At 39.5% G+C, this 23,583-nt stretch carries 27 protein-coding genes and 1 tRNA gene; 20 read left to right on the top strand and 8 right to left on the bottom strand.

Annotated features, from left to right (window positions below; translation table 11 throughout):
- Positions 1 to 11: 11 nt before the first annotated feature.
- From galU to ABZP26_RS12195, 18 genes are all read left to right on the top strand, one after another.
- A complete protein-coding gene (gene galU / locus ABZP26_RS12280) occupies positions 12 to 890 on the top strand; it encodes a UTP--glucose-1-phosphate uridylyltransferase GalU (protein ID WP_013465615.1) in 879 nt (292 codons plus the stop codon).
- Between the two features lie 225 nt (positions 891 to 1,115).
- The gene (locus tag ABZP26_RS12275; protein WP_368484995.1) at positions 1,116 to 2,018 is read left to right on the top strand and encodes an SPOR domain-containing protein; all 903 of its coding nucleotides are present in this window, start codon (positions 1,116 to 1,118) and stop codon (positions 2,016 to 2,018) included.
- 70 nt (positions 2,019 to 2,088) lie between these two features.
- Positions 2,089 to 2,685 (top strand): SPOR domain-containing protein, encoded by a 597-nt coding sequence (locus tag ABZP26_RS12270; protein WP_128583136.1) that lies wholly within the window; start codon positions 2,089 to 2,091, stop codon positions 2,683 to 2,685.
- 137 nt (positions 2,686 to 2,822) lie between these two features.
- Positions 2,823 to 3,413, top strand: coding sequence for a DUF4402 domain-containing protein (locus ABZP26_RS12265; protein WP_215521763.1), 591 nt, complete (start codon positions 2,823 to 2,825; stop codon positions 3,411 to 3,413).
- Between the two features lie 39 nt (positions 3,414 to 3,452).
- Entirely contained in the window at positions 3,453 to 3,902 is a 450-nt protein-coding gene (locus tag ABZP26_RS12260) for a DUF4402 domain-containing protein (RefSeq protein ID WP_128583137.1), read from the top strand.
- 21 nt (positions 3,903 to 3,923) lie between these two features.
- The gene (locus tag ABZP26_RS12255) at positions 3,924 to 4,748 is read left to right on the top strand and encodes a molecular chaperone (protein ID WP_215521762.1); all 825 of its coding nucleotides are present in this window, start codon (positions 3,924 to 3,926) and stop codon (positions 4,746 to 4,748) included.
- 33 nt (positions 4,749 to 4,781) lie between these two features.
- Positions 4,782 to 7,742 carry a hypothetical protein gene (locus tag ABZP26_RS12250; RefSeq protein ID WP_368484994.1) on the top strand — a complete coding sequence of 987 codons (2,961 nt, stop codon included), beginning with the start codon at positions 4,782 to 4,784 and terminating at the stop codon, positions 7,740 to 7,742.
- Between the two features lie 18 nt (positions 7,743 to 7,760).
- Positions 7,761 to 8,423, top strand: coding sequence for an SPOR domain-containing protein (locus tag ABZP26_RS12245; protein ID WP_368484993.1), 663 nt, complete (start codon positions 7,761 to 7,763; stop codon positions 8,421 to 8,423).
- A gap of 67 nt (positions 8,424 to 8,490) precedes the next feature.
- The gene (locus ABZP26_RS12240) at positions 8,491 to 9,084 is read left to right on the top strand and encodes a FlgO family outer membrane protein (RefSeq protein WP_368484992.1); all 594 of its coding nucleotides are present in this window, start codon (positions 8,491 to 8,493) and stop codon (positions 9,082 to 9,084) included.
- Positions 9,085 to 9,096: 12 nt separating this feature from the next.
- Positions 9,097 to 9,774: a FlgO family outer membrane protein gene (locus ABZP26_RS12235; RefSeq protein WP_368484991.1), complete on the top strand. Its 678-nt coding sequence runs from the start codon at positions 9,097 to 9,099 to the stop codon at positions 9,772 to 9,774.
- Positions 9,775 to 9,782: 8 nt separating this feature from the next.
- Positions 9,783 to 10,460, top strand: a complete 678-nt coding sequence (locus ABZP26_RS12230; RefSeq protein ID WP_368484990.1) for a FlgO family outer membrane protein — start codon at positions 9,783 to 9,785, stop codon at positions 10,458 to 10,460.
- Positions 10,461 to 10,527: 67 nt separating this feature from the next.
- Positions 10,528 to 10,602: transfer RNA gene (locus ABZP26_RS12225), tRNA-Arg, on the top strand.
- 280 nt (positions 10,603 to 10,882) lie between these two features.
- Positions 10,883 to 12,121, top strand: a complete 1,239-nt coding sequence (locus ABZP26_RS12220) for an integrase domain-containing protein (RefSeq protein ID WP_368484989.1) — start codon at positions 10,883 to 10,885, stop codon at positions 12,119 to 12,121.
- Between the two features lie 10 nt (positions 12,122 to 12,131).
- On the top strand, positions 12,132 to 12,905 hold the full coding sequence (locus ABZP26_RS12215) for a hypothetical protein (RefSeq protein WP_368484988.1): 774 nt from the start codon (positions 12,132 to 12,134) through the stop codon (positions 12,903 to 12,905).
- A gap of 153 nt (positions 12,906 to 13,058) precedes the next feature.
- Entirely contained in the window at positions 13,059 to 13,259 is a 201-nt protein-coding gene (locus ABZP26_RS12210) for a helix-turn-helix transcriptional regulator (protein ID WP_368484987.1), read from the top strand.
- Positions 13,259 to 13,663, top strand: coding sequence for a hypothetical protein (locus ABZP26_RS12205; protein WP_368484986.1), 405 nt, complete (start codon positions 13,259 to 13,261; stop codon positions 13,661 to 13,663). Before ABZP26_RS12210 ends, ABZP26_RS12205 begins: the two co-directional genes overlap by 1 nt.
- 63 nt (positions 13,664 to 13,726) lie before the next feature.
- Positions 13,727 to 14,149, top strand: a complete 423-nt coding sequence (locus ABZP26_RS12200; protein WP_368484985.1) for a hypothetical protein — start codon at positions 13,727 to 13,729, stop codon at positions 14,147 to 14,149.
- Between the two features lie 312 nt (positions 14,150 to 14,461).
- Complete coding sequence (locus ABZP26_RS12195; RefSeq protein WP_368484984.1) at positions 14,462 to 15,046, top strand: inovirus-type Gp2 protein; 585 nt, start codon at positions 14,462 to 14,464, stop codon at positions 15,044 to 15,046.
- Between the two features lie 77 nt (positions 15,047 to 15,123).
- Here ABZP26_RS12195 and ABZP26_RS12190 read toward each other — a convergent pair whose 3' ends face one another.
- The 5 genes from ABZP26_RS12190 to ABZP26_RS12170 all read right to left on the bottom strand — a co-directional run bounded on the left by ABZP26_RS12190 (position 15,124) and on the right by ABZP26_RS12170 (position 19,945).
- Positions 15,124 to 15,387: a hypothetical protein gene (locus tag ABZP26_RS12190; RefSeq protein WP_368484983.1), complete on the bottom strand. Its 264-nt coding sequence runs from the start codon at positions 15,385 to 15,387 to the stop codon at positions 15,124 to 15,126.
- A gap of 559 nt (positions 15,388 to 15,946) precedes the next feature.
- Positions 15,947 to 16,351 (bottom strand): DUF1801 domain-containing protein, encoded by a 405-nt coding sequence (locus ABZP26_RS12185; RefSeq protein WP_016899216.1) that lies wholly within the window; start codon positions 16,349 to 16,351, stop codon positions 15,947 to 15,949.
- Between the two features lie 296 nt (positions 16,352 to 16,647).
- Positions 16,648 to 17,580 carry an exopolyphosphatase gene (locus ABZP26_RS12180; RefSeq protein ID WP_013465603.1) on the bottom strand — a complete coding sequence of 311 codons (933 nt, stop codon included), beginning with the start codon at positions 17,578 to 17,580 and terminating at the stop codon, positions 16,648 to 16,650.
- A 133-nt stretch (positions 17,581 to 17,713) separates the two neighbouring features.
- Positions 17,714 to 19,162 carry a dihydrolipoyl dehydrogenase gene (locus ABZP26_RS12175; RefSeq protein WP_013465602.1) on the bottom strand — a complete coding sequence of 483 codons (1,449 nt, stop codon included), beginning with the start codon at positions 19,160 to 19,162 and terminating at the stop codon, positions 17,714 to 17,716.
- 54 nt (positions 19,163 to 19,216) lie between these two features.
- Positions 19,217 to 19,945, bottom strand: a complete 729-nt coding sequence (locus ABZP26_RS12170; RefSeq protein ID WP_008466566.1) for a glutathione peroxidase — start codon at positions 19,943 to 19,945, stop codon at positions 19,217 to 19,219.
- A gap of 114 nt (positions 19,946 to 20,059) precedes the next feature.
- Between ABZP26_RS12170 and ABZP26_RS12165 the strand changes: the two genes are divergently transcribed.
- On the top strand, positions 20,060 to 20,959 hold the full coding sequence (locus ABZP26_RS12165) for a LysR substrate-binding domain-containing protein (protein ID WP_368484982.1): 900 nt from the start codon (positions 20,060 to 20,062) through the stop codon (positions 20,957 to 20,959).
- A 14-nt stretch (positions 20,960 to 20,973) separates the two neighbouring features.
- Here the strand turns inward: ABZP26_RS12165 and ABZP26_RS12160 are convergent, their stop codons facing one another.
- Positions 20,974 to 22,161 (bottom strand): flagellar assembly protein T N-terminal domain-containing protein, encoded by a 1,188-nt coding sequence (locus ABZP26_RS12160; RefSeq protein WP_013465600.1) that lies wholly within the window; start codon positions 22,159 to 22,161, stop codon positions 20,974 to 20,976.
- A 139-nt stretch (positions 22,162 to 22,300) separates the two neighbouring features.
- On the opposite strand from ABZP26_RS12160, the gene ABZP26_RS12155 reads away from it, so the two are divergent.
- Complete coding sequence (locus tag ABZP26_RS12155) at positions 22,301 to 22,759, top strand: LPP20 family lipoprotein (protein ID WP_010387855.1); 459 nt, start codon at positions 22,301 to 22,303, stop codon at positions 22,757 to 22,759.
- A gap of 68 nt (positions 22,760 to 22,827) precedes the next feature.
- On the opposite strand, the gene flgN is transcribed toward ABZP26_RS12155, so the two are convergent.
- A complete protein-coding gene (gene flgN / locus ABZP26_RS12150; RefSeq protein WP_128583555.1) occupies positions 22,828 to 23,259 on the bottom strand; it encodes a flagellar export chaperone FlgN in 432 nt (143 codons plus the stop codon).
- The gene (flgM, locus tag ABZP26_RS12145) at positions 23,252 to 23,572 is read right to left on the bottom strand and encodes a flagellar biosynthesis anti-sigma factor FlgM (protein ID WP_013465598.1); all 321 of its coding nucleotides are present in this window, start codon (positions 23,570 to 23,572) and stop codon (positions 23,252 to 23,254) included. Before flgM ends, flgN begins: the two co-directional genes overlap by 8 nt.
- Positions 23,573 to 23,583 lie beyond the last annotated feature (11 nt).

Raw genomic sequence — 23,583 nt, 5'->3', positions numbered from 1 at the left:
AGGAGAGCATAATGAAAGCAGTGATCCCCGTAGCCGGCCTTGGAACACGTATGTTACCGGCAACTAAAGCAATTCCAAAAGAAATGCTGCCCGTTGTAGACCGTCCACTCATTCAATACGTTGTTAGCGAAGCGGTTGCCGCTGGTATTAAAGAGATAGTGCTAGTAACGCATTCGAGTAAAAACTCGATTGAAAATCATTTTGATACCAGCTTTGAACTAGAGGCAACGTTAGAGAAACGTGTAAAGCGGCAATTACTTGCCGAAATACAGTCTATTTGCCCTAAAGATGTGACCATTATTCATGTACGTCAAGGTGAAGCAAAAGGCCTAGGCCATGCTATTAACTGTGCCGCCCCTATTATTGGCAATGAACCTTTTGTGGTTATTTTACCCGACGTTATTATTGATGATGTAGAAAGTGACCTAACAAAAGACAACTTAGCTGAAATGATTACTCGCTTTGAGCAAACTAAACACAGTCAAATTATGGTTGAGCCAGTCCCTAAAGATGACGTAGATAAATTTGGTGTTGTGGATTTAGGTGATGTTGAGTTAAACCAAGGTGAAAGCTCACCCATTCAAAGCATGGTAGAAAAACCACCCGTTGACGAGGCACCTTCAAACCTTGCTGTGGTTGGTCGTTACGTGTTGAGTAAAAATATTTGGCCATTACTGGCTAAAACCCCTCAAGGTGCTGGTGATGAAATTCAGCTAACAGATGCAATAGCCATGCTTATGCAAGATGAAAAAGTAGATGCCTACGCAATGAAAGGCCGAAGCCATGATTGTGGCAGTAAAATTGGTTATTTAAAAGCAACCATTGAATTTGCTCTTCGTCGTGATGAATTCGCCGGTGAGCTTAAAACGTTTATTAAAACATTAATTTAAATAAACTTATCATTATTAGAAGCGCCTATATGGCGCTTTTTTTGATTGTAAAATAGCTTTTTTAGTATTCTAAATTATCACTATTTTTGCAGTTATACAGACATATTTAACATTGTGTTGTAATCTTTATGTTAACCCAAGTTGTTTTGTTGTTAACGTGCTTTATTGATTCAATTGAAAATTGACTTAATTGAGCGGTCTAAACTATTGAAAGAGAAACAATCAATGTGTGAATACAGCAAAAAGTATCACCGATATCTATTAGTCGTATTACTGTTGTTATTAAGTACTGGTTGTACGATATCGCCTGATAAAACATCATTAAATGAACAAGTTAAAGATTCACCTGAATATGTAACTATCACTGCACTTGAGCTTGCTCAACTAAAAGATGCCGCCTTGCAATGGCAGCAAGCACGCTCTGGCATAGAGCGGCTATTAAAGTTAGAACGTGAGCTCACATATTTAGTTGATAACCTGGATATTATTAACAGTAAAGCAATAGCGCAATCTAATCAGGCTGTTAGCAATCGTTATGCTCGCTCAGTAATAAACACAAAGGCGCCGCCAAATCTTAGGTATGGTAATAATTACGCAAGCACCTCAGATAAAGTTGAACGACCAAGGCAAAGGTATAGTAATCGCTACGCAAAATCCTCTAAAGGGGACGTTCTATACAATCAGCGACACAGTAGTCGCTATGCTAGCGTTCCTACAAAAATGATTACAGCCCCTTCAAAAAGCTACAGTAAGCACGCTGTTAGTTTGCCTGCGAAAGCAACGAACTCAATCGTGAAGAAAAAAGTATTCCCTCAAACATCGAAGCTAACAAAAGTGGCAATGGTTGATACCAACAAAAAAGTATTTGCATTGCAGGTTGCGTCACTCGATTCACAAGAGAGTGTTGCTAAAGAATGGAAGCAAATTAACAAAAAAGCAGCGCCTTTGTTTAAGGACAAAATCACGACAAATATTGAAAAAGCAAAGGTTAATAACAAAACCTATTATCGACTAAAATTAGGTGAGTATTTTAACTTTAAAAGTGCAGAGGATGATTGCGAAGTATTTAAATTTTATAAAGTTGACTGTTTTGTGAGTAACTACACTGACGGACCAATTAGGTTATAAAACAGTATTACTTGGCGCTTTTATTGCATAATAGCTTTAGATAGCTAGTCTTTTGTAATAGGTGCCTAAAGTGAAACTTCATTTAATAACATTATTAATACCATTTGCATTAGCTGGTTGCAGCAACCAGCTAATGCCCGTCGACTCACAAAGCGACAAGCTTGTGCGTGAAAAAGATATAAAACCTTACTTAGAGCAATGGGATAACAACAAAGAGCAGATAGCGCGTTTAAGCACCATGGAAGAGGACTTATCATTACTGATTCAAGCTCTTTCTGCACAAACAGATATTGATACCGTACCTGAGCCATTGAAAGAGAAGGTAAAACGTGTTGAATATGGCTCTAAGCAATCTTTACAACTCTCCTCAGAAACTGTCTTAGCCGATAACACTATTAGTATAAACAAAGCAATTTACGGTGTACAAATTGGACGTTATTTAGTTTCTAACGGAGCCAAAAGGCAAGTACAGCGACTAAAAGAGCAATACCCTCAGTTAAACAGTATTTTACAATACCGCATTAATGAGCAACAAAAGGAATCAACAACGTTTTATAGTGTTGTAGCAGGCCCGCTGAAAAATCAACAGCAAGCGGCGCAGTTGTGTTTGTTTTTTTACAAAATAGGTAATAAGTGTACCTTAGCGACATTTTCAGAGGATGTTTAAGGTTTTTTTACGCTTATTTTTTCATCCTGTTATTATAAATCAAAATAAAGTAAATATTTTCTAACTTTTTAGTGATTTTGGCCGATACTTAACATAACCTGACTAACAGGTTTATACTTTATGTCTAAGGGAAAACTATGAACAAAATATTTACTAAAGCAGCGTTAGCTGCATCAATGACTGTTCTTTCTTTCGGTGCGGCTGCAGAAACTGCTTCTTTTCAAGCGGGTGTTACAGTTCAAAACGCATTCACCTTTACGAATGATGCACCACTAGATTTTGGTACAATCAGGGCTTCAGGTGATTTAACGGGGACGGAGACTGCAACATTAGTATTAGCCGCAAACCCTGCTACTGCTCCTACAACGGCTTCTACAGATGCAACCGCAGCTGAAATTGCAATTTTAGTAGCAGGTACACCAGCTTCTTTTTCTGTTTCTGGTGTTTCTCCTTTTGGTACATTGACCATTACAAATCCGACTGAAACTGCGATTGCGCCTGATACAGCACCTGCGGGCACTGCTGCATTTACTTTGGGCACTCCAACGTATTATGTGTTAACCGGTGCGACGCCTAATAGCGCAGCTACAACGACCATTCAGGTTGATTCAAATGGTGAAGCAACTTTTAATTTTGGTGCAACATTAACCACAACAGGGGTTGCTGCAACTAGTGATTATATCGATGGATCATACAGTGGCACGTTTACATTAGAATTAAATTACTAATGGGCAAAGCCTGCTTTATTGTATAAAGCAGGCTACTTTATGAAATTATTTTTACTCATACTAGCAGCTTTCTTAACTACGGATTTATACGCACAAGTTACACCGCTTGAGCAATTGAATTTTGGTAAAATTGTTATCAGTGATAACCAAAGTGTTAGCTCTATGACCTTGTTGCCCAGTAACACAAATACCTTAACCAATAAGATATATTTACTTGAAAAAGGCCATGCAGCCGAATTGTTGCTTGAAGGATACCCTGCACGTATCCAGGTAAACGTGAGTGACTTTGTAAGTGATCAGCCCCTAAATAACATTTTTGGTGGCGCGCCACTGATTTTAAATCAACTCATTTATAATACGACCATTACAACCGATACCACAGGAACTGCTTTATTGAGAGTAGGGGGGCAATTAAGTACCTCGGGTGACGGAAATACTTATAAAGATGGTATCTTTGATACTACAATTGAAGTGACGCTAAATTATTAGACAACTAGAGATGTTGATTAAATGACAATAATAAAAACTTTTTTTATCTTAGTAAGCTTTATCTTAACTAGCTTCCATTCTTATGCAAACTTACTTATCTCGCCAACAAGAATCAATTTTGATGAGCGTCAACGTGTTGCTAAAGTTATTGTTGTTAATAACTCTAATGAAGCAAAAACTTATAGGTTGGAGTGGCAAGACAAAGTTGCACTAGCTGGCGGTGGGTATGCTAATTTAGCGGCTGATCAAGAAAGTTCATCTTCACTTAAAAATATGGTTAGGATCAGCCCATCGCAAGTTAGATTAGCACCAGGAGAAAGGCAGATTGTTAAGCTTGCTATTCGAAAGCCAAAAGGTTTAATAGAACAGGAATACCGTTCTCACTTAGCATTTAAAGCACTCCCTAATGAAACTCAAATCCAGCAACAAAGACTTGGTATTAATTTGAAATTACTATTAAGTTACACTATCCCTGTTATTTTGCGAAAAGGCGCTGAAAAACCTAATGTTAATATTAGCAATTTACAGCTTATACATAGCCCAGAAAAAAAAGCGCTTGAGATTGAAATTAAGCGAGAGGGGGGCTTTAGCTCTTTTGGCAAGTTAGAAGTTTTCTTTAAGCAAAAAGGAACGGATACAGAGAAAAAGATCGCTATGTTAAACGATTTTAGTATTTACCCTGAGCTAAAAACAACAACGGCGACGATACCAATTTTTGCAGATCAAAATATCCCGAAAAATGGTCAAATTCGCGTAATTTATACAGGGCTTAAAGAATATCGCGATACTATTTTTAGTGAAAAGGTTGCGCCAATTAATAATGCAATTATCGGTAACTTGAAATAGGCGATGTATTACTTTAAGCGCTTAAAGTGGTTGTTGATCATTTTTTTATCAATTGATCCATTATTAGCAGCAGAGCCTGACACTCAGGCCATTTTTGCTAGCATAAAAAAAATAGATAAAAAATGGCAGCAATACAACACTGGTCAAGCTGCAAATGAAAGAACAGAGCCTGAGCTTAATGTGCAGCAAGGTGAGGGCATCCCCGAAGGCGAGTTATTATTTTTTTCATCGTTCGTGAAAAAAAATTACCTGGGTGAAATGCTCGGGGTGAAAAGTAAAACCGGTGTATTAATAGATTTATTAAGTTTTTCAGAAAGCCTGGATTTTGCTATCGATATAAATAGCGATGACCTTATTGCTCAAGGCTGGTTTATTCGTGAAGATAATCAGTTTTATCTAGACCTAAATACAAAAACAGTACAAATTAACGGCGCTAGATATTCATTTAACAGCCAACAAGCTTATGCTGAGAACGGCGATATGTTTGTTGATAGTAACTTGTTAGCGCAGTGGTTTTCGTTAGATATTGATATTGAATATTCAGCACTTGAGCTAAATGTAAGCTCCCCCACCAAATTGCCTATAGAATTAAAACGCGAAAGAGAGCAGCGAGAAACTGTAACGAATAGAGAGTCACGTCAAGCAATATTACCTTGGAAGGCCAGTCCATACAGCGCAATTTCATCGCCTCTTGCTGATGTGCAGCTTAGTGCAACTAAGAGTAATACGGATTCAGCGATAGGGTACTCTGTATTAGGATCAAATGACTTGGCCTATTTTAATACTCAGTATTTTTTTGCAGGGCGAAAACAAGATTTACTATCTGATTCAAGATTATCATTTAGCCGTCAAAGTAAAGATGCACGCCTATTAGGTCCTTTAAATGCGACAACGGTTCAATTTGGAGATGTATTAGCAACTCAAGTCGGTAAACGATTTAATGGTAGTTACGCCAGAGGAGTAAAAGTTGATAACAAACCACTTTTTAAACAGGTTAATAGTAATCAAATTAACTTAACGGGTGCCATTCAACCAGGGTGGGATGTTGAGTTATATAGAAATGATGTACTGCTAGCGCAGCAGTTTAGCTTAGCTGATGGGCGCTATTTATTTGAAGACATTGATTTATTATTTGGCGCTAATAATTTTGAGCTGATTTTTTATGGTCCACAAGGACAAGTAGAGCGAAAAACAGAGCAATATTTTATAGATGGTAATAGTTTGTCAGCAGATGAATCGTTTTATGAGTTGTCAATTACTGAGCAAGGTGAGCAGTTATTTAATCAGTCACTTTATTCGACACAAGGCAAAGGTTGGCAGCTAGCGGGTCGTTATGAAACGGGATTAACTGATTATTTATCGGTTTATGCTGGTACATCAATATTAAATAGCAATTCGGGTGATAATGTTAACAATTATGCCTTTGGTTCAAACCTGAGTATATTTGATAAGGTATTACTTAATCTAGATTATGAAAAAAATAATAACGATGAAGATAAGCTAGAGGTCGCAGCTAGAGGTGAATTAGTTGGTCAATCGGTACGTTTAAGCCTGTCTCAAAACAATGAAAAAATAGTTGGTGATACAGATACAGCGAAAACTGAAAGTTATCAACTATACACGGCAGGAAAGTTATTTGATGAATCATTTGGAAGCTTGAGCTATCAAAATACGCTCGCCTATAACAACAGAGAATTTAGTGACTCATATTTAAGTGTTGATAATACCTTATCGTATAATTTAGGTGGTACCGTTGTTAGTAACAATTTAATTTGGCGAAAATTTGATTCTTTAGATGATGCAACAACACTTGGTAGTATGCGTCTTCAACATCGATTTGGTAAAACATACACTCGTTTTAGTGTTGACTACAGCGCAGACTCTGGTTCGACTATACTGGGTTACCAAGCAGAATTAAGCCGTAATTTATCTCAGAATTTGCAATCTGAATTCACACTAAGAAACTCCCGTATAAACGATTTAGTTTCTATGGAGTTGGGTCTAAATTGGCAAAGCGATAGTTTTAGCTTAAATAGCACAATGAGCTACGATGACGATGATAATTGGCGACTAGGTTTATTTAGTCGCTTTAGTATCGGTTTTGATACGAACACTGACGAGTACTTTTTAAGTAAAAGAAGCCTCGTAAATTCAGGGACTTTAATGGTTCGAGTTTTTCTTGATTCAAATAATAACAATATTCAAGATGATGGGGAAAAGGGAATTGAAGGCGTTAAGGTAAAAGGAGTTCAAAATTATCGCCGAGCTGTAACTAACGAAAATGGCTTAGCGATACTTAAAGGTATGCCGGCGAATAGAACAACCGACATAGTGATTGAGCCTGGTAGTATTAGCGAGCCTTTTTTAGTTGCCGCCAACGATGGCTTTTCAATTACACCGCGTGCCGGTTTTGTTGAATATATGGAAATACCGCTTAACAACAGTAGTGAATTAGAGGGAACTGTTTATAAACAAGATGAGCAAGGCAGCAGTGAAGTACAGCCTTTTGCTACCGTAAAATTACTCGACAAACAAGGTAAGCAAGTGGCGCAAACGCAAGCTGCCTATGATGGCTATTATTTGTTTACCGATTTACGCCCTGGCGAATATAAAGCGGTTATAGATGATGAGTTTAAGCAACGTAAATCCTTAAAAGATACGCAACAGGTGGTGGTTAAATTACCAGCACAAGGTGAAGTGGTAATGGGCGTTGACTTTGAGCTGAAAGAAAAAACACAAACGCCAGCGTATATTGCTAATGCGGGTGGGTTTTCATCATTGCCGATTATGAAAGCGTATTATCAATTAATTAAGCGCCATCTAAATGAGCAATCAAAGCGTGATGCTTTTTATATTAAAGACGATAAACAAAAACGGTATATTTTAGCCGTCGCTTATGCTGAGTCTGCCCAAGGAGAGCTTGAACAAGTATGCGCAGAATTAAAAGTGAAGGGCTTGAACTGCCAAGTCCAAGCGCAACTTATTAGCCACTAATAACAATAAGGTTTAACCATGCAACATGCTAATTTATGTAAACGCTACTCAATACTAAATGCCTGTATTGCTGTTCTTTTTATATCTGGATGCAGTAGTCCCAAAACAGCAGTAGAGTCGCCTCAACCTAAACAAGCCAGTGCAAGCCTTTCTGACGAGGAGTTAGCGCAGTTAAAAGCCTCGTCTCAGCAGTGGCAAGCAGCCAAAGCGGGGGTTGAGCGTCTATTAGTGATTGAACAAGACTTAAAGCTATTAATAAGCCAATTAAATGCGGTGGCAAATCAAGACACCGCATCAACAATTACGCCTGTAGTACCAACAGCTAAAGCTTCAGCTGAAACGGTATCATCAAAAGTAGCACAAAAAGCTCAAGTGGCAACGAATGCAGCAGCTGATGAAAAACAAGCCGTTAAAGCGCTGTTTGCCCTCCAAGTTGCAGCCGTTACCGACAAAGACCGACTTAGCCAAAGTTTAAATGAAATAAAAGCCAGCGCATCTTCATTATTTCAGGGTGAATTTGTGGCGAATGTAGAAACTATTAATGTAAGTGGGGTTACTTACTACCGTTTAAAGCTTGGGGCTTATCAGGAACAAGCGAATGCGGCTGCTGATTGCGATAAACTTAAACAGCGCCAAATCAACTGCATTGTCAGTCATTACACCCAGCAGCCTTTAAAATAAATATGTGACAAGGGTATTCGGCATAATAATTGCTTTGTTGTTATTATGTTTTTAGAGGATGGCAACTATGCGCCTTTTGTTACCCTTACTATTATTAAATTTAGCGGGCTGTAGTTTAACACCTCAGCCAAAGCCGAGTATAAGCACTGATGCGCCTAAAGCGGTTATGGCACCTTATACGGTGAACCAGTACGTAAGTAGCTTAAGTGCCCAGCTTAGCCATATTAAAGAGCCTTTTAAAAGCACTGCTTCAATTGCGGTCAGTAGCTTTTATTTAGCAGATGCCCTAGATTCTCACGTTGCTCAAGGGCAGGGGGCAGGGCTTAGCCAGCAGATTCAGGAAAGCTTAATAACCCAGTTCACCCAATTAGGTTATAACACGGTTGAATATCGGCTTGAAAACCAACTTAACTTATCAGCGAATGCAGACTCAGTACTAAGTCGCAATACTGGCAACTTAAAGCAGCGTCAGATTATTGACTTTGTCATCACCGGTACTTTAACCCGCCAAGAGCATGCTTATATTGTTAATGCACGAATGGTAAATATGCAAACCAACCAAGTTGTATCTGCCGGCAGTACTGAAATTCCCATCAATGTGATGTGGAGCAATGAAAAAATACAGCAGCGCGGTGATTTCATTTACCGCAGTGAATATTAATTAGGAGCACACATGAAACGCCTACTATTAACTTTATGTTTGCCACTAGGCTTTGGTTGTTCACAAATGACAAACCATAGTGACACACAAATCACCGACGATGCGCCTATGTTTTTTGAGCAACGCCCTGTAGCCGCACCTACACAAAGCGACTCGCTGTATCAAAATAAAACAGCAGTGATGAATAAAAACAAACAAGTTAACACGCCAACACGCAAAAATATTAATCACTATGTGCGTGGGATCATGCAAGACATGGCTGAAAATTTACAGTACGTAAATACTAAAACGCCATTGGCGGTATCGAGCTTTGTTTTTTTAGACCGTGACTACAACAATGCTGACTTAGTGGGTAACCAAATTGCCGAGAGCTTTATGCATGAGTTGCATAATTTTGGTGTACCGGTAATCGATTTTAAAACCACCGATTATATGCGCGTAACGCCTGGCGGCGATTTTGTTTTTAGTCGCGACTACTTAGAGCTTAACCAAGAACAAAACTTTAGTTACGTATTAGCCGGCACGCTAGTAAACCACCAAGGCGGCATATTAGTAAACGCACGTATTGTTGGTTTAGAGAGTAAAGCGGTTGTAGGCTCTGCACAGGGCTTTATTCCGCAATCAGTGATCGACGCGTTAAATAGCAGTAACAGTGCTGATGGCATCATGCTAAAACAAGCGAGTAAGTGAGGTTTATCATGGCTAACTTAGCTAAGCGCTCAGCTTTAATTAGCATAAGTACATTATCATTATTACTTTCAGGCTGTAATTTACTTGGTGAATCTAGCATGGCCGAACCCGCTAAGGCTGAGCCTGAACAAACGGTGGTAAGTAATCTTGATTTTAACCAAATCATGGCGCAAATGCAGCGCAATGACGAGCAAGAACAATATGCTGATACAACGCAATTTAACCCAAACAAGCATCATAAAAGTCTAGTTAACTACGTAGAGCAAATGGCACTTGATTTAACCGACACCATGCAAGTAGCCCCGCAAGATGCAGCGATTGCGGTGACTTCGTTCGTTGATTTAGACGCAAGTTTAACTACAACAAGCCAGTTAGGTAATCAGTTATCAGAAACCTTTATACATCAGCTACAAAAGTTTGGTTATAGCGCCGTTGATTTTAAAACAGCCAATTTAATTACCGTAAATAAGCAAGGCGATTTTGCCTTTACACGTAACACTCGCAAACTTGCAGGTACCAGTATAGCCAGCCATGTATTGTCAGGCACCCTTATTTATAGAGAGGACGGTGTAGAAATAAACGCACGCGTTATTGATATTCAAAGCAAACGCTTAGCAGCCAGCAGCCGAACATTTATACCGCTTTACGTATTAAATAAAGAAGATATATATTTATCAAGCAATTAACTTAATTTGATGCTTGATATAAAAAACCAGATGCCGTTATAATTTCCAAACACTTAGCACCCAGCGTGGCCTCTTAGTTAAATGGATATAACGGCCCCCTCCTAAGGGGCAGTTGCAGGTTCGATTCCTGCAGGGGCTACCAATTCCACGTTTCATACATAAAAATAACGCAGCAATAAATTTAAAACCGCCATATATCCCACTGTAAATAAGCCCCTCATGTTTCAAGTTGTAAAATTTGGTATCGCCACATTTCATATTTTTAGTTACACTGCTAGTTACACCGAATCGATTTGTTGATTTTGATGTAACTAAAACCGCTGTAATTCAGTTAAGCGGATGAAAATTAAAGGAAGAATGCGGATCGTGATTTTAGTATCCCATTTTTAGGTTTGGCTACCTATTCGATAATGGAGTGAAACATGCCAAGAGCAACAAAACCTTTAAACGATACGCAGATAAAAAATGCGAAACCAAAAGTAAGCGAATACCTGTTGTCTGATGGTGGTGGGCTTGGCTTACGCATAAAAAAGAACGGCTCTAAAACGTGGCTATTTAATTACTACCGTCCGCATATTAAAAAGCGAGCACAAATAAGCTTTGGCGTTTACCCTGCTATAACGTTAGCAGCCGCTAGAAAAAAACGTGACGAGGCAAGGGCGCTACTTGCGAAAGATATTGACCCTAAAGAGTACAGGGAAGAAATTCAAAGCACTAAAGCAACTGAGGCAAAGAACACGTTTGAGGCGGTGGCTACTGAATGGCTCAACCTTAAAACGGCCAAGGTAAGCCAGCGGCACTCTTTTAATATCCGTAGAGGGTTTGAGCTACATGTTTACTCCGCACTAGGAAAAGTACCTATAAGTAAGCTATCTGCACAGTTAACTATTGAAACGTTGAGGCCATTGGAGGCCGCTAATAAGCTCGATATGTTAGGCCGCTTATGCCAGCGTATTAATGAAGTGATGGACTATGCGGTTAATACTGGACGTATGCCAGCTAACCACCTTCACAGTATCGGCAAAGCGTTTAGTACTGTTAAACATACCAATATGCCTACCGTAGCCCCTGAGCAACTACCTATGTTATTAGCAACCGTTAACAGTGCGCGTTTAAAGCTGATCACTAAATGCTTGTTTGAATGGCAACTTCATACAATGGCTAGGCCAGCAGAGGCTGCGGGGGCGGCATGGAGTGAAATTGATTTTGATAATCGGGTGTGGAATATACCCGCTGAACGTATGAAAAAGCGAAAGCCGCAAGCGATCCCCTTAACCCCGCAAGCATTAGCGCTACTAGAATATTTAAAGCCTATTAGCGGACACCGTGATTTTATATTTCCTTCTGATAATAATCCTCGTACCCACCTGAGCCGAGAAACGTTAGGCGCAGCGCTAAGGCGTATGGGCTTACAAGGCAAGCAAACAGCCCACGGCTTACGCGCACTAGCCAGTACCACGTTAAACGCGCAAGGTTTTGACTCCGACTTAATTGAGGCCGCACTAGCGCACGTTGATAAAAACCAAGTACGCGCAGCCTATAACCGAACCGATTACTTAGAGCGCAGACGCAAAATGATGTGCTGGTGGTCTGATCATATTGAAGCGGCTAGTAAGGGTGATTACTCAGTCACTGGCAGCCAACATTTGAAAGTAGTTTAAGGATTGGCTAATGGATGAATTTATAAGTATTGATGAAGCATTAGAGATGCTTTTTGACAAAGCTGATATGGACGATATAAAAAAGTTAAAGCGCTTATTTCAATATTACAGCAGAGGGAAAATTGATTTTTATGTAGAGCTTTTAGGTGGTAATGATATTTACGCTAAACCAATAATAAAATATAAACCAAAAAATTTAATGGATGCTGTTTTTTCAGAGATTATTGTTGATGCTATTGCTGAGTCGAAAGGCTCTAAAGTGCCAGAAATAAGGCTATTGGAAGGCTACTTTAAATTAGATAGGAATTTTTGTGGTGACTATCTAAAAGCGCTACTGGATAACCATGAGCGACCAATCACAAGCTTTCACTATGATTGCTCGGTTGTTGATTTAATGGATGAAGATTTCCGAGTTTGGAGAGTGACTAACTTTGCTGATATTTCATGTGTCCACTTTTCCCCTAAGTTAGATGATTTATTAATTAAGGCTGAGCAAATAACAGAGTTAACACGATCAATTACCCCGCAAAAAAAGCCTCACAGACGAACTGATATTACAGAGAAAAGCAACAAAACTAAAATGGAAGTGTTGGGCGCAGCATTATCTGTTTTAGCGCAGTTTCGGCCTCAATGTGTATCGGGTGAGGGGGTTGTGCAAGGGGCAAAAGTAGCAAAGGTAATTGAAGATAAAGCTGGCTTGTTTTGGCCTGAAACAAATCAAGCACCACAAGAGCCAGAGGTGCTTAGAAAAACAATAAATGAGTGGCTGAATAAAAGTAGATAAAACTTTATTAAAAGCAATTGGTTATATTTAATTTAAGAAAGTTTAGTTTTGAAATCCGAAACTAAGACTTAGCTCGCGGGTTTTAATTATTTTCAGCTTTAGCATTCACCTTGAACTGTTTGTTTATTTCAAATTATTACAAGGTGAAACGTTATGATTGATAGAATTTTAAAGCAACGCGAAGTAGTAAAAATTACTGGCATGAGCCGTCCTACAATTTGGCGTAAAGAAAAGCTGGGGCTGTTCCCTGCTAGGCGCGACTTGGGCGCTCGCTCAGTGGGCTGGCTTGAAAGCGAGGTTAAGGCTTGGATGGAGAGCTTACCTTGTGTAGAGCATGACGAGGAGGCGGCCTAATGAAAGGGGGCAGCGGCAAAAAAGCCGCCACCCAAGCCAATTTAGCAGCTAATGATGATAGCCCAAAAAAGCCTAATAAGCAGCCTAAGAAGGAACGCGCATTTATTTATATTTTGCAGCATCCAGCAGGCGCTACTGAAAATGATATTTTACGTAACATCGGCCTGTCCAGTGGTAGAAACTACTTTACAGAGCTTGAGCGCCTGTATGACTTTAAATTCACGCGAGTGAGTGACGAGAACCCAGACGGTATAGGCACTCACCTAAGATATGGCTTTTCATCGCCTGAAATAGCCGCAGCAATTTTGAAAGAAATTAACGCGAGCCGAGCAAGGCGAAAAGCAGGAATGTTAAGTAAGGAACAAGGGGCTGAATTATTGGCGCCTTTTAATCGTTTGCAATAAGTAACTACTAAAGCATTGCCATTATTGGCTATTAGTAAAATTTAATTAATAAGGAACAGGATAATGACTACAAATAATATGAAAGATGATGCTAGCATTTCGGCGGATAACTTTGACTATATTGATGGGGTAGTAAGTCAGGTATATAGCTTGACAACGTTTATTGTTGCTAATGATAACCACAAGTCTATGACAGAGGACACATTAAGAAACTTGCTTTGGGCGGCTAGTGATCGCATAGGGGAAGTGCTGGCGAATGGCGTTGATATGTATAATGGTGAAATCCCAAGAGAACAATTGAAGCTTGAGCAGCTATTAATTCAAGCTAAAACGGTGCTGGATGCTTTGCGAAATAGTGAGGGCTTTGGTGGGTTGCTTGGGGATCATTTAAGTAATGTAATTTGGTTGGCGGATGGTTTGCTTGAGGATGCTATAAAAGAACTAGGCAAAATGTCCACCCGTTATTATGATGACCAAGCCGCTTGATGAAAATATGCGCCACCAGCATAGTAAATCCACTTTGAATTATCCCTTGGTAGTGATCATGGCCAAGGGAAACCCACCTAAGAAAACAGCCTAAAAAACTTATGTACCAGTATTTTTATGTAAGTGAGCGCTATCGCTGTGTGCTCTATCATTTATGGCTTTTTGTTGGTGAAGCAATATGAACACTCAAAGTCGGTTTTTTACCCTCGAAAAAAGGCGATTTTTTAAGGTACGCCCCAGTAGAGGCGTTATAGCTATGGATAGTAGCTACTAACAATTAACTGGGTATTTAATAATATCTACGGCTCATGAATGACTAACCAGCTAACCATAAATAACAATGATAAAGGGTATGAACACATTTTTGTCCACGGTGATAAAGGCTGGTGGGTGAATGCTGGAAAAAGTAGCCTAATGGTTAAGCCTATGAGGGCTATGCTAGGCCAAATTGAGGCCATGTTGAGCAACCATAGTCGTGTAATGTTAATTCGTTTTGATTTGCGTATGGAGTCGTACACGCCAGATAACAAAATCATCACTGTATTTAACCGTAGGCTGTTTAAATGGGTTAAGGCTCAGTATGGGGTTAGTCGTATTGGTTTTGTGTGGTGTAGAGAGCTTGAGAGGGCAAAACGGCAACATTACCACTATGCACTTATGCTTGATGCGTCAAAGGTTAACTACCCAAACAGCATAACCAAGAAGGTTTTACAGATATGGGACGAGCTTAGCGGTTCAGCTTATGTGCCAAAAAACTGTTATTACATTATGAGGCGTGATTGCTTGGAGTCACAGCAAGAGGCTATTTACCGTATATCATATTTAGCTAAAGCGCGTGGGAAAGGCTACAAGGACGCGCAAGCTAAAAATTATGGTGCTAGTAGGATAAAACAATAAATCCCCTGTGCGGGTGATAGAGTTATTAATAAGCAGTAAGCCAATGTTAATTAATGTGTACTTTTGGGGGGAACTTATTAGCTATTGAGCTTTTTTAAATATCCGCTTTTTGCATCGTGTAGATTCTTTAAATCATTCCTTTTGTAAAACCCATAGGCATAAGTGCCAGCTATAACAATGGCAGCAACCCAAGAGCTAAGTAGTTCTTCACTCAGTATTGAAAACAAGAAACCTAACCCAACCCATAAAATTATGAAAAGCTGATTTTTATCACTTTCTATTTTTTTTATCGATGATGATAGGCTATCAATTATTCTGATTATCTCTTTTTTATCGTCCATGATTATGATCCCTTAAAGTTATCATTTGTAACAATAGGTCTATTTTTGCCGATGTTCAACTCAGTTTTTTTTGTGGCTAGTTTTTAACTTTGTTTTAAAGGTGGCGTTTTGAGATAGAAAAAAGGTTTTAGTTACACTGGTAGTTACACTTTGCTAATTCTATATTTTGTAAATTATTTAAAATCAATATTTTATGGTTTTGATTCGATATTTGCAGGGGCTACCAATAAAATCAATGAGTTATTATTTCTCTCTATTCCTATCCTAACTCTATGTAGTATATATGTAGCAATGTCAGCTCATTTGCCATTTGCGGATAAAAAGTGAATTTGAAAGCCTGTTGGGTGGCGCCTTCGGCTTAACCAACCTACATTTTGGCGTAGGTCGGATAAGTGGCGGAGCCACGCCATCCGACAAAAATGATGAATCTACCAGAAACAACTGCTTTACACTGTAAGTTAAACCACTCTATACCGACTATCGGTTGAACATTAGTAACGCTAAGCTAACGGGTAGTGACCAAAAGGAGCGAGTTTAGTGTCTTATATGTGACGACCTATTACGCGCCTAAAAGTGGCAAATGCTTTCGCTGCTGATAGGTTAAAGCTAGCTCTAAGCAGTTCTTGATTTCCGCCTCAGGCAACGAACTAGATAAACTTAATACGATTGCTCTATTACATTGAAATTCGAGTGTGTCATTGTGCAGCTCTCTAAATGTATCGATTAACTTAGTTTGGCAGTTGAAGAACAAGTAGTATTGGTTTGGTGATTTCAACTTCCAATAAGTTCTAATTGGGCTGCCTGTTTTTACACTATAACTATGCTCACCCCATTTCAGTGACTCTTCGACTTCACCTAGCTCCAAATCGGATGCAAGCTTGAAGATTAAAGTTCGTAACTCCTCAAGTCGTAGCCGAACTTTTTCGGGATATTCTTCGAAGCGATTTTTGACTACCTCGTCCATTGAAAGCTCCTATTCAAATAACAACTTTATCAGAGGACACTTTCCCTATTCTAGCGCGAAAACGTCAATATTTCATGAGCTTATATTATTATTGTGGCTTATCTGAGCGTATAAAAAAGAGGAAAGTTTTCTTCTTTCTTACTAAGTAAATGACGACTCACCTCAATGTTCGGTTGTCGCTCAAAGAAGCCCTCCATTAAATTTTTCATAATAAAAAAGCGAGCTATCAATTAGCCCGCTTTATAAAATACTTTGCCGAACCCCGAACCCCGAACCCCGAACCCCGAGGCTATAAATCAGCCATCACTGGTAATCGTAGTAATCAGCTCACTCAATACTTCTTCGGCTTTGTCAGTGTCTACTTGGCAAGTACCGGCATTTAAATGGCCGCCGCCGCCGTATTTAAGGCATAACTCGCCAACATTAGTATTTGAGCTGCGATTGGTGATTGATTTACCAATGGCGTACACCACATTTTGCTTTTTAAGCCCCCACATTTTATGAATTGAAATATTACACTCGGGGAACATGGCATAAATAACAAAGCGATTAGTGGCGAATATGGTTTCTTCTTCGGTTAAATTGAGTACCACTAAGTTGTCGTGTATTGATGAACAGCGGTCTATTTGCTCTTTAGCTTGTGCGTTGTGCTCGTGGTATAACGCAACACGCTCGGCAACATCTTCCATAGCTAGTATTTGTTCTATGCTGTGATCTTTACAGGCGTCAATTAACTTCATCATTAACTGGTAATTAGAAATTTTGAATTCACGAAAACGGCCAAGTCCTGTGCGCGCATCCATAATAAAGTTCATCAGTACCCAGTCTGTTGGGTTTAAAATTTCGTCTTTTGAAAATTGTGCAGAATCCCCTTTATCGACCGCTTCCATCATGTCAGTTGAAATATTAGGGAATTTCTCTGCACCGCCATAATAATCATAAACAACGCGTGCTGCAGAGGGCGCATCTGGGTCAATAATGTGGTTTTTTATATCGCTTGCGTTACGAACGGTTTCACTCAAGTGATGATCAAATGCAATATGACAACCGGCAACATAGGGGAGGTTAGTGGTAATGTCGTTGCTGGTAATGGCTATTTTACCGTCTTGCATGTCTTTTGGATGCACAAATAAAATATCGTCGATTAAGTCTAAATCTTTAAGTAATACGGCACACACTAGGCCGTCAAAATCGCTTCGAGTGACAAGTCTATATTTATTATTGCTCATTTTCGGTCCATTTTTGTTTGTTTATTAATCTGAGTGTAGCAGTTTAAACTCCATTTTATATACCAGTTTTTAACATAAAAAAAGCCAAAACAATGGTTTTGGCTTTGAGTAGCAAGTGTGTATTAGTGATGTGTTATGCGCCTGGGCCACATTCCATACAATGGTTAATAATGTCTGGGCCAAATTTTAATTTAGCGTTTAAATCACGCAGTGCAGTGCGTAGACCTTCTTCAATAACAGGGTGATAAAAAGGCATATCTAGCATTTGCGGTACAGTCATTTTGTTTTGTACAGCCCATGCAAGTAAGTGTGCTATGTGCTCTGCTTGTGGGCCAATAAATTCAGCACCTAAAAATAAACCGGTACCGTGCTCGGCATACACACGCATGTGCCCTTTGTTTTTTAGCATAACGCGGCTACGGCCTTGGTTTTCAAAGCTGACTTCGCCTATTTCAAAGCAGTCACAGCTTCCTAATCGTTCGCTAATTTCTTTAAAGCTTTCACCAACCATGGCTATTTGTGGGTCGCTAAACACAGCGGCAATTTTAGCTCTACGTAAACCAGCACGCACTTGAGGATAACGGCCTGCGTTTTGCCCTGCGATTGTTCCTTGATCAGATGCTTCGTGAAGCAGTGGGATCATGTTACTGGCATCACCGGCTATAAATATGTGTGAGTCGCCACATTGCATAGTATGGGCATCGGCCGTTGGTACGCCACGTTCATCGAGGTCTATGCCGGTGTTTTCTAACCCTAGTTTATCTGTGTTTGGTACTCGCCCTGTTGCAGCCAGCACGTAGTCAAATTGTTCAGTGTGTTTAATGCCTTGTTTGTCGGTGTAGGTGAGCTCTGCTTTATTACCAACTTTTTTCATGTCGGATACGTTTGAGTCGGTATCAACATAAAATTCTTCTGCAAATACGGTATTAGCGTAATCTTTAACTACTGGGTCGGTTAATGGACCTATGGCACCACCTACACCAAATAGTTTTACCTTTACACCCAATCTGTGTAACGCTTGGCCAATTTCAAGGCCTATAACGCCTGGGCCAAATACGGCTACTGATTCTGGTAAATCATCCCAGTCGAATACATCGTCATTTATAATCAGTCGGTCACCAAAGTTATTAAATACACCTGGGTAAGAAGGGCGTGAACCCGTTGCTATTACAAAGCGCTTGGCAGTAATAATGGTGTGGTCGTCTATTTGTACGCGGTTGGCATCTAAAAACTGTGCATAGCCGCGAATTTTATCTTCGCTAGGTATTTCATCTACCGCTTCTACTACGAATCCTGCAAAGCGATCGCGCTCACTTTTTACTCGTGCCATAACGGCTTTACCGTCAATAACCGGTTTTGAGCTGTGAACACCAAAGGCAGGGGCCATTTCTATTGAATGGGCGGCTTCTGCTGCGGCAATCAATAATTTGCTTGGCATGCAACCAACACGTGCGCAGGTTGTACCGTATGGGCCAGATTCAATCATAAGTACGTTTTGAGTAAATTGTTTAGCATTACGATAGGCACTTAAACCAGCGGTACCTGCACCTATAACAACAACGTCGGTTTGCAATTCTTTCATAGTGTTTTTCCTTTAGTAAACAGGGGCGTTGCAGCCCCTGTTTTATTTACTTAATTAAGCAAAGTATTTTTCTAGGTCGTCTGAGCCACCAATGTGCTTACCGCCAATAAATACTTGTGGTACGGTTTCACGGCCCGATACAGCTTTAAGGCTGGTAAGTGATGCGCCAGCGCCCATTACGATTTCTTCAAATGCAAAGCCTTTAGCTGTAAGTAGCTCTTTTGCTTTTTTACAGAAAGGACAGCCAGGCTTAGTAAATAGAGTAACTGCTTCTGGTTTTACTTGAGTTGGGTTGATGTAATCAAGCATAGTGTCAGCGTCTGATACTTCAAATGGGTCGCCTGGTAAATCTGGCTCAATAAACATTTTCTCTACTACGCCATCTTTAACCAGCATAGAGTATCTCCAGCTGCGCTTGCCAAAACCTAAATCATTTTTATCAACTAACATGCCCATGCCGTCGGTAAATTCACCGTTACCATCTGGTAGTAAGGTAATGTTTTGCGCCTCTTGATGTTCAGCCCATGCGTTCATTACAAACGTATCGTTTACTGATACACAAACAATGTCATCAACGCCATTTTGCTTAAGTACGCCAGCTAGTTCGTTATAGCGTGGTAAGTGCGTTGATGAACACGTAGGTGTAAATGCACCTGGTAGTGAAAATACAACAACCGTTTTACCTTTAAAAATGTCGTCTGTAGTCACTGATTTCCATTCGTCGTTTTGACGCGTTGCGAATGTTACGTTTGGGATTGTTTGACCTTCAATATTGTTTAACATGTTTTTTAGTTCCTCTTGATTTGTTGATAGCCATTATGGCGAGTATTTAAATATAGTTCCAATCGTTTGTTTGTATTAAACTGATAGATGTAAACTATCAGGTTGAGTGTGAATATGAACTTAAAAGATTTAGAGTATGTCAAAGCGGTTGCCCACTATAAGCATTTTCGTAAAGCGGCCGATGCCTGTTTTGTAAGCCAGCCTACTTTAAGCGGGCAAATTAAAAAGCTTGAGCAAGAATTGGGTGTTATTATTTTTGATCGCTCTACCAAGCACGTTACCTTAACTGCCAAAGGTGAACGTTTATTGACACAAATAGCTGTCGTTTTAGAGCAAACACAAATATTAAAAGAGCTGGCAGCAACATCTAATGAACCACTACAGGGTAAGCTTACCATTGGTATTATTCCAACGATTGCGCCTTATTTATTACCCACGCTACTAACATCAATGAAAGCAGCGTTTATAAATAGCCAGTTTTCGTTTATTGAAATGCAAACAACCACTATTTTAGCTGCGCTAGAAAGTGGTGAAGTCGACTTTGCAATTTTAGCGGATGTACCTGAACTTAAAAGTTACCATACCATTGATTTATATAAAGAAGACTTTTTAGTTGCCGTATCAAGCGATAACGCATTGTGTAAGCATAAAAAAGTGGCACTGCTAGACCTGCAAGGTTGCAACCTACTAATGTTAAGTGATGGCCATTGCTTTAAAGATCAAGCCCAGCAGTTTTGTTTTTCGGCAGGGGTCGATGTTTCCAGCCAGTATCAAGGAAATAGCCTTGAGACTTTATTAGCGCTGGTGGCGATGGATGATGGAATTACATTTGTGCCAAAACTTGCAGCAATACCACGAGTGGGTATTCATTATTTGCCTATTTTTCCTAATCAACAACGTAATATTGTATTTGCATGTAGAAAGCATTACCCGCACTTATCTGGGGTTGAGCAATTGGCTCAGTGGTTAAGCGCCCACTCTAATTTAAGGGCTAAACTAAGCGAGGCGCTTTAGCATTTTACATGCGGCTATTGCTCGGCAATTTCTACAATGTCATTAATTTGTACGCCCGGCAAAGGCTGATCATTAATACTAACGGCAATAGCGCTGTGCTGATAAAGCTGTTCAATTCGTATACGGTTAAGTGTAGTGATGGTATGCGGCATAGTGTTGCCTTGTGCGTCGGTTAAATAATTATGATGGGCAATACTCAGTTGTTGGCCTTTTTCTAAGCCATGAGCCTTACCTAAATTAATCACTAATTTATTGTTTTCCATATGCATTATTTTACCTTGAGTAGGTAGACAGGCCATGGCAGCTTGTAGGTCGTAACTTAAGGTTTGGTTTATATCACTAATGCTTTGGCCAAAAGGTGATTGCCAAAACCGATTACTATTTACATCAATAATGGCTGTTTTTTCAAATGGCCAAATTGCTTGGCTTTGATAGCTATTTTGCCATAAAGGCTCATAAGTGGTGCCATTAAATAAGCTAAACTCTATTTGGTAGTGGCGCTGATAGCTTTCATCTTGCCAAAACGCATAGTCGCTATTGAGTTTATCGCTGGTAGATAAACTGGTTATTTGACTTAACAGCACATATTGCGCGTTGCTGCGTGATGAAATTTCCTCTAACTGACTGTTTGAATAGTCATGCTGTTGATTAAAGTAGGTATCAACCTTTATAGCTTTGTTGAAATAGGCAACGGGTATTGCACTCATTTTTGATTTTTGCAACGAGGTATAAATGTTTTTACTGACTGCTTTGTTAATGTCAAATATTTGACCCATTCTCGCTTGTTCACGATTTGTTAATTGGCTTTGCGTGACGGCTATAAACTTATTAAAGTTACTTTGTGGACATTGCTCTGTTTGCGCAAAGATATCTAAGCGTAAGGTAATTGCAAACTCATCACTACTGCGGTTTTCACTGACAAGCTCTATTTTTTGAATTTCGCCTTGGCTACTTATTTTTAGCTGATCTTGGGTTAAAACACCATCAACAAGCGTTTGCACCGAGCTCACCCGCGCACCAGAGAATACAAGGGCTTGGGTAATCGCATCTTTTATTGCAGCGGCCTTTGCACCGGGAATGTCGCTATTTTGAATAACCGCATGGCCTGTAGACTCATACCACTGAGCGTGGGTAAAAGGTGAAAACGTTAATACAGCAGTGGTGCTTAATCCTGCCAATACTGCTTTTAAAAACGACTTCATACTCTTACTCCAATTAAACGTTAGCGTTAATGAGTCTCAGCAAGTAATGTACCACTATTATTTGTTGTTACAGAATATATGTATCACTGGCATTAAACGTGCATAACTGAGTTTAATTAGTTTTTAAAGGGCCTGTATGATGCGAGTAATGCCATTAATGATCACATTAGGCTGCTTAACGTTAAGCGGTTGTAGCAATATATTTGATAAGCACGTTGAATATAAATATGTTGAGCCAAATAATTACCCTGTATTAAAAGCAATAGGGTACGCGCCCATTAGTTTGCAGTCGGGAAGTAATGACACTCAAAAACAGCTTATGGCAATTAAAGCCTCTAAGCTAGAAGCATACCGCGAACTAACGGAACAAGTGTACGGGCAAAAAATTACCGCAGGCACAACCGTCGCAGGCTCTGTTGCCCAAGATGATTATTTACAGAGTAAAGTGCAAGGTATTATAAAAGGCGCGCAAATTATAAAAACTTATGCCGTTAATGATATGTATATTACTGAGCTTGAGCTTAATATGAAGCGCGTACACGACTTGTACATCGGTGAGATAAAACCACGGGAAGTGAAAAAAGTCACTTATTACTAAGCGACAAGTTATTACTCATAAAAAACGCCTAAACGAATAATCGTTTAGGCGTTTTTTATGAGTATTCTTTAGGCTTTTAGGTTACGCACAATACTGTTGTCAGTATTAACTACGCTACCGGCTTGATCGTAGGTCATAGACGAAGGTGCGCCAATTAAAATACCCTTTAATTGCTTTACACTTAACTGCGCTTGATGCGCTGCGTGAGCGTTAACTTCATTTTGTTTTTGACACTGCTCAAGCTTTTCTCGAGTTAGCTTTATTAAGTCAGCGTTTTCATCTGTTTGCTGATCATTACTGGCAATAAGTTTGCTAAGTTCTTTATCAAGGGTGCTTACACTGGTTAAAAAAGACATTTTTTGTTGGGCAATTTCTTTTAAACCTTCACCTCTTCGAGATGCAATCGCAGTAAGCTCCTGAGTGAGTAACTCGCTCAGTTTTGTTAAGCAAGTAATTTGCTCATTTAGTTTAATTGTAATTAAACTATTGTGATCAGCCATAAACGTTAAACTCAAAGTCTGCTAGATTTTTGGCAAGCTTCTCACTGTCGATTTGATAATTACCTTCAGTAATCGCTTTTTTAAGCTCAGCAACTTTGTTGCTATCAAAACCAGAAGACTGCTGCGCTTTCTCTTGTAACGATTTTAATTGCTTAGCTTGCGGTGTTAAGCTCACCGAATCGCTGGCAGCTTTAGGTGAAGGCGTTTGTGCCGCCTGTGTATTTGCATTATCTCTTTTTAAATCAACTTTTTGCTGTTGAGTGTTTGTTAAAACACTCGGTTGTTGATTTGATTTATTTACTTGACCGACCATAATAAAAATCC

It is taken from the genome of Pseudoalteromonas sp. SD03 (assembly GCF_040937955.1).
Classification (GTDB): domain Bacteria; phylum Pseudomonadota; class Gammaproteobacteria; order Enterobacterales; family Alteromonadaceae; genus Pseudoalteromonas; species Pseudoalteromonas tetraodonis.
The sequence above is the reverse complement of the archived record's forward strand: the minus strand, read 5'-3'. Positions and strand labels throughout refer to the sequence as shown.

Bases quoted from the DNA above. Each gene is read 5' to 3' on its own strand.
- ABZP26_RS12175 (WP_013465602.1), bottom strand. From the start codon at position 19,162: ATGAAAGAATTGCAAACCGACGTTGTTGTTATAGGTGCAGGTACCGCT.
- ABZP26_RS12230 (WP_368484990.1), top strand. From the start codon at position 9,783: ATGGCTAACTTAGCTAAGCGCTCAGCTTTAATTAGCATAAGTACATTA.
- ABZP26_RS12180 (WP_013465603.1), bottom strand. From the start codon at position 17,580: ATGAGCAATAATAAATATAGACTTGTCACTCGAAGCGATTTTGACGGC.
- ABZP26_RS12190 (WP_368484983.1), bottom strand. From the start codon at position 15,387: ATGGACGATAAAAAAGAGATAATCAGAATAATTGATAGCCTATCATCA.
- ABZP26_RS12255 (WP_215521762.1), top strand. From the start codon at position 3,924: ATGACAATAATAAAAACTTTTTTTATCTTAGTAAGCTTTATCTTAACT.
- flgN (WP_128583555.1), bottom strand. From the start codon at position 23,259: ATGGCTGATCACAATAGTTTAATTACAATTAAACTAAATGAGCAAATT.
- ABZP26_RS12240 (WP_368484992.1), top strand. From the start codon at position 8,491: ATGCGCCTTTTGTTACCCTTACTATTATTAAATTTAGCGGGCTGTAGT.
- ABZP26_RS12245 (WP_368484993.1), top strand. From the start codon at position 7,761: ATGCAACATGCTAATTTATGTAAACGCTACTCAATACTAAATGCCTGT.
- ABZP26_RS12185 (WP_016899216.1), bottom strand. From the start codon at position 16,351: ATGGACGAGGTAGTCAAAAATCGCTTCGAAGAATATCCCGAAAAAGTT.
- ABZP26_RS12165 (WP_368484982.1), top strand. From the start codon at position 20,060: ATGAACTTAAAAGATTTAGAGTATGTCAAAGCGGTTGCCCACTATAAG.
- ABZP26_RS12215 (WP_368484988.1), top strand. From the start codon at position 12,132: ATGGATGAATTTATAAGTATTGATGAAGCATTAGAGATGCTTTTTGAC.
- flgM (WP_013465598.1), bottom strand. From the start codon at position 23,572: ATGGTCGGTCAAGTAAATAAATCAAATCAACAACCGAGTGTTTTAACA.
- ABZP26_RS12275 (WP_368484995.1), top strand. From the start codon at position 1,116: ATGTGTGAATACAGCAAAAAGTATCACCGATATCTATTAGTCGTATTA.
- ABZP26_RS12260 (WP_128583137.1), top strand. From the start codon at position 3,453: ATGAAATTATTTTTACTCATACTAGCAGCTTTCTTAACTACGGATTTA.
- ABZP26_RS12205 (WP_368484986.1), top strand. From the start codon at position 13,259: ATGAAAGGGGGCAGCGGCAAAAAAGCCGCCACCCAAGCCAATTTAGCA.
- ABZP26_RS12155 (WP_010387855.1), top strand. From the start codon at position 22,301: ATGCGAGTAATGCCATTAATGATCACATTAGGCTGCTTAACGTTAAGC.
- ABZP26_RS12235 (WP_368484991.1), top strand. From the start codon at position 9,097: ATGAAACGCCTACTATTAACTTTATGTTTGCCACTAGGCTTTGGTTGT.
- ABZP26_RS12195 (WP_368484984.1), top strand. From the start codon at position 14,462: ATGACTAACCAGCTAACCATAAATAACAATGATAAAGGGTATGAACAC.
- ABZP26_RS12170 (WP_008466566.1), bottom strand. From the start codon at position 19,945: ATGTTAAACAATATTGAAGGTCAAACAATCCCAAACGTAACATTCGCA.
- ABZP26_RS12200 (WP_368484985.1), top strand. From the start codon at position 13,727: ATGACTACAAATAATATGAAAGATGATGCTAGCATTTCGGCGGATAAC.
- galU (WP_013465615.1), top strand. From the start codon at position 12: ATGAAAGCAGTGATCCCCGTAGCCGGCCTTGGAACACGTATGTTACCG.
- ABZP26_RS12160 (WP_013465600.1), bottom strand. From the start codon at position 22,161: ATGAAGTCGTTTTTAAAAGCAGTATTGGCAGGATTAAGCACCACTGCT.
- ABZP26_RS12265 (WP_215521763.1), top strand. From the start codon at position 2,823: ATGAACAAAATATTTACTAAAGCAGCGTTAGCTGCATCAATGACTGTT.
- ABZP26_RS12210 (WP_368484987.1), top strand. From the start codon at position 13,059: ATGATTGATAGAATTTTAAAGCAACGCGAAGTAGTAAAAATTACTGGC.
- ABZP26_RS12220 (WP_368484989.1), top strand. From the start codon at position 10,883: ATGCCAAGAGCAACAAAACCTTTAAACGATACGCAGATAAAAAATGCG.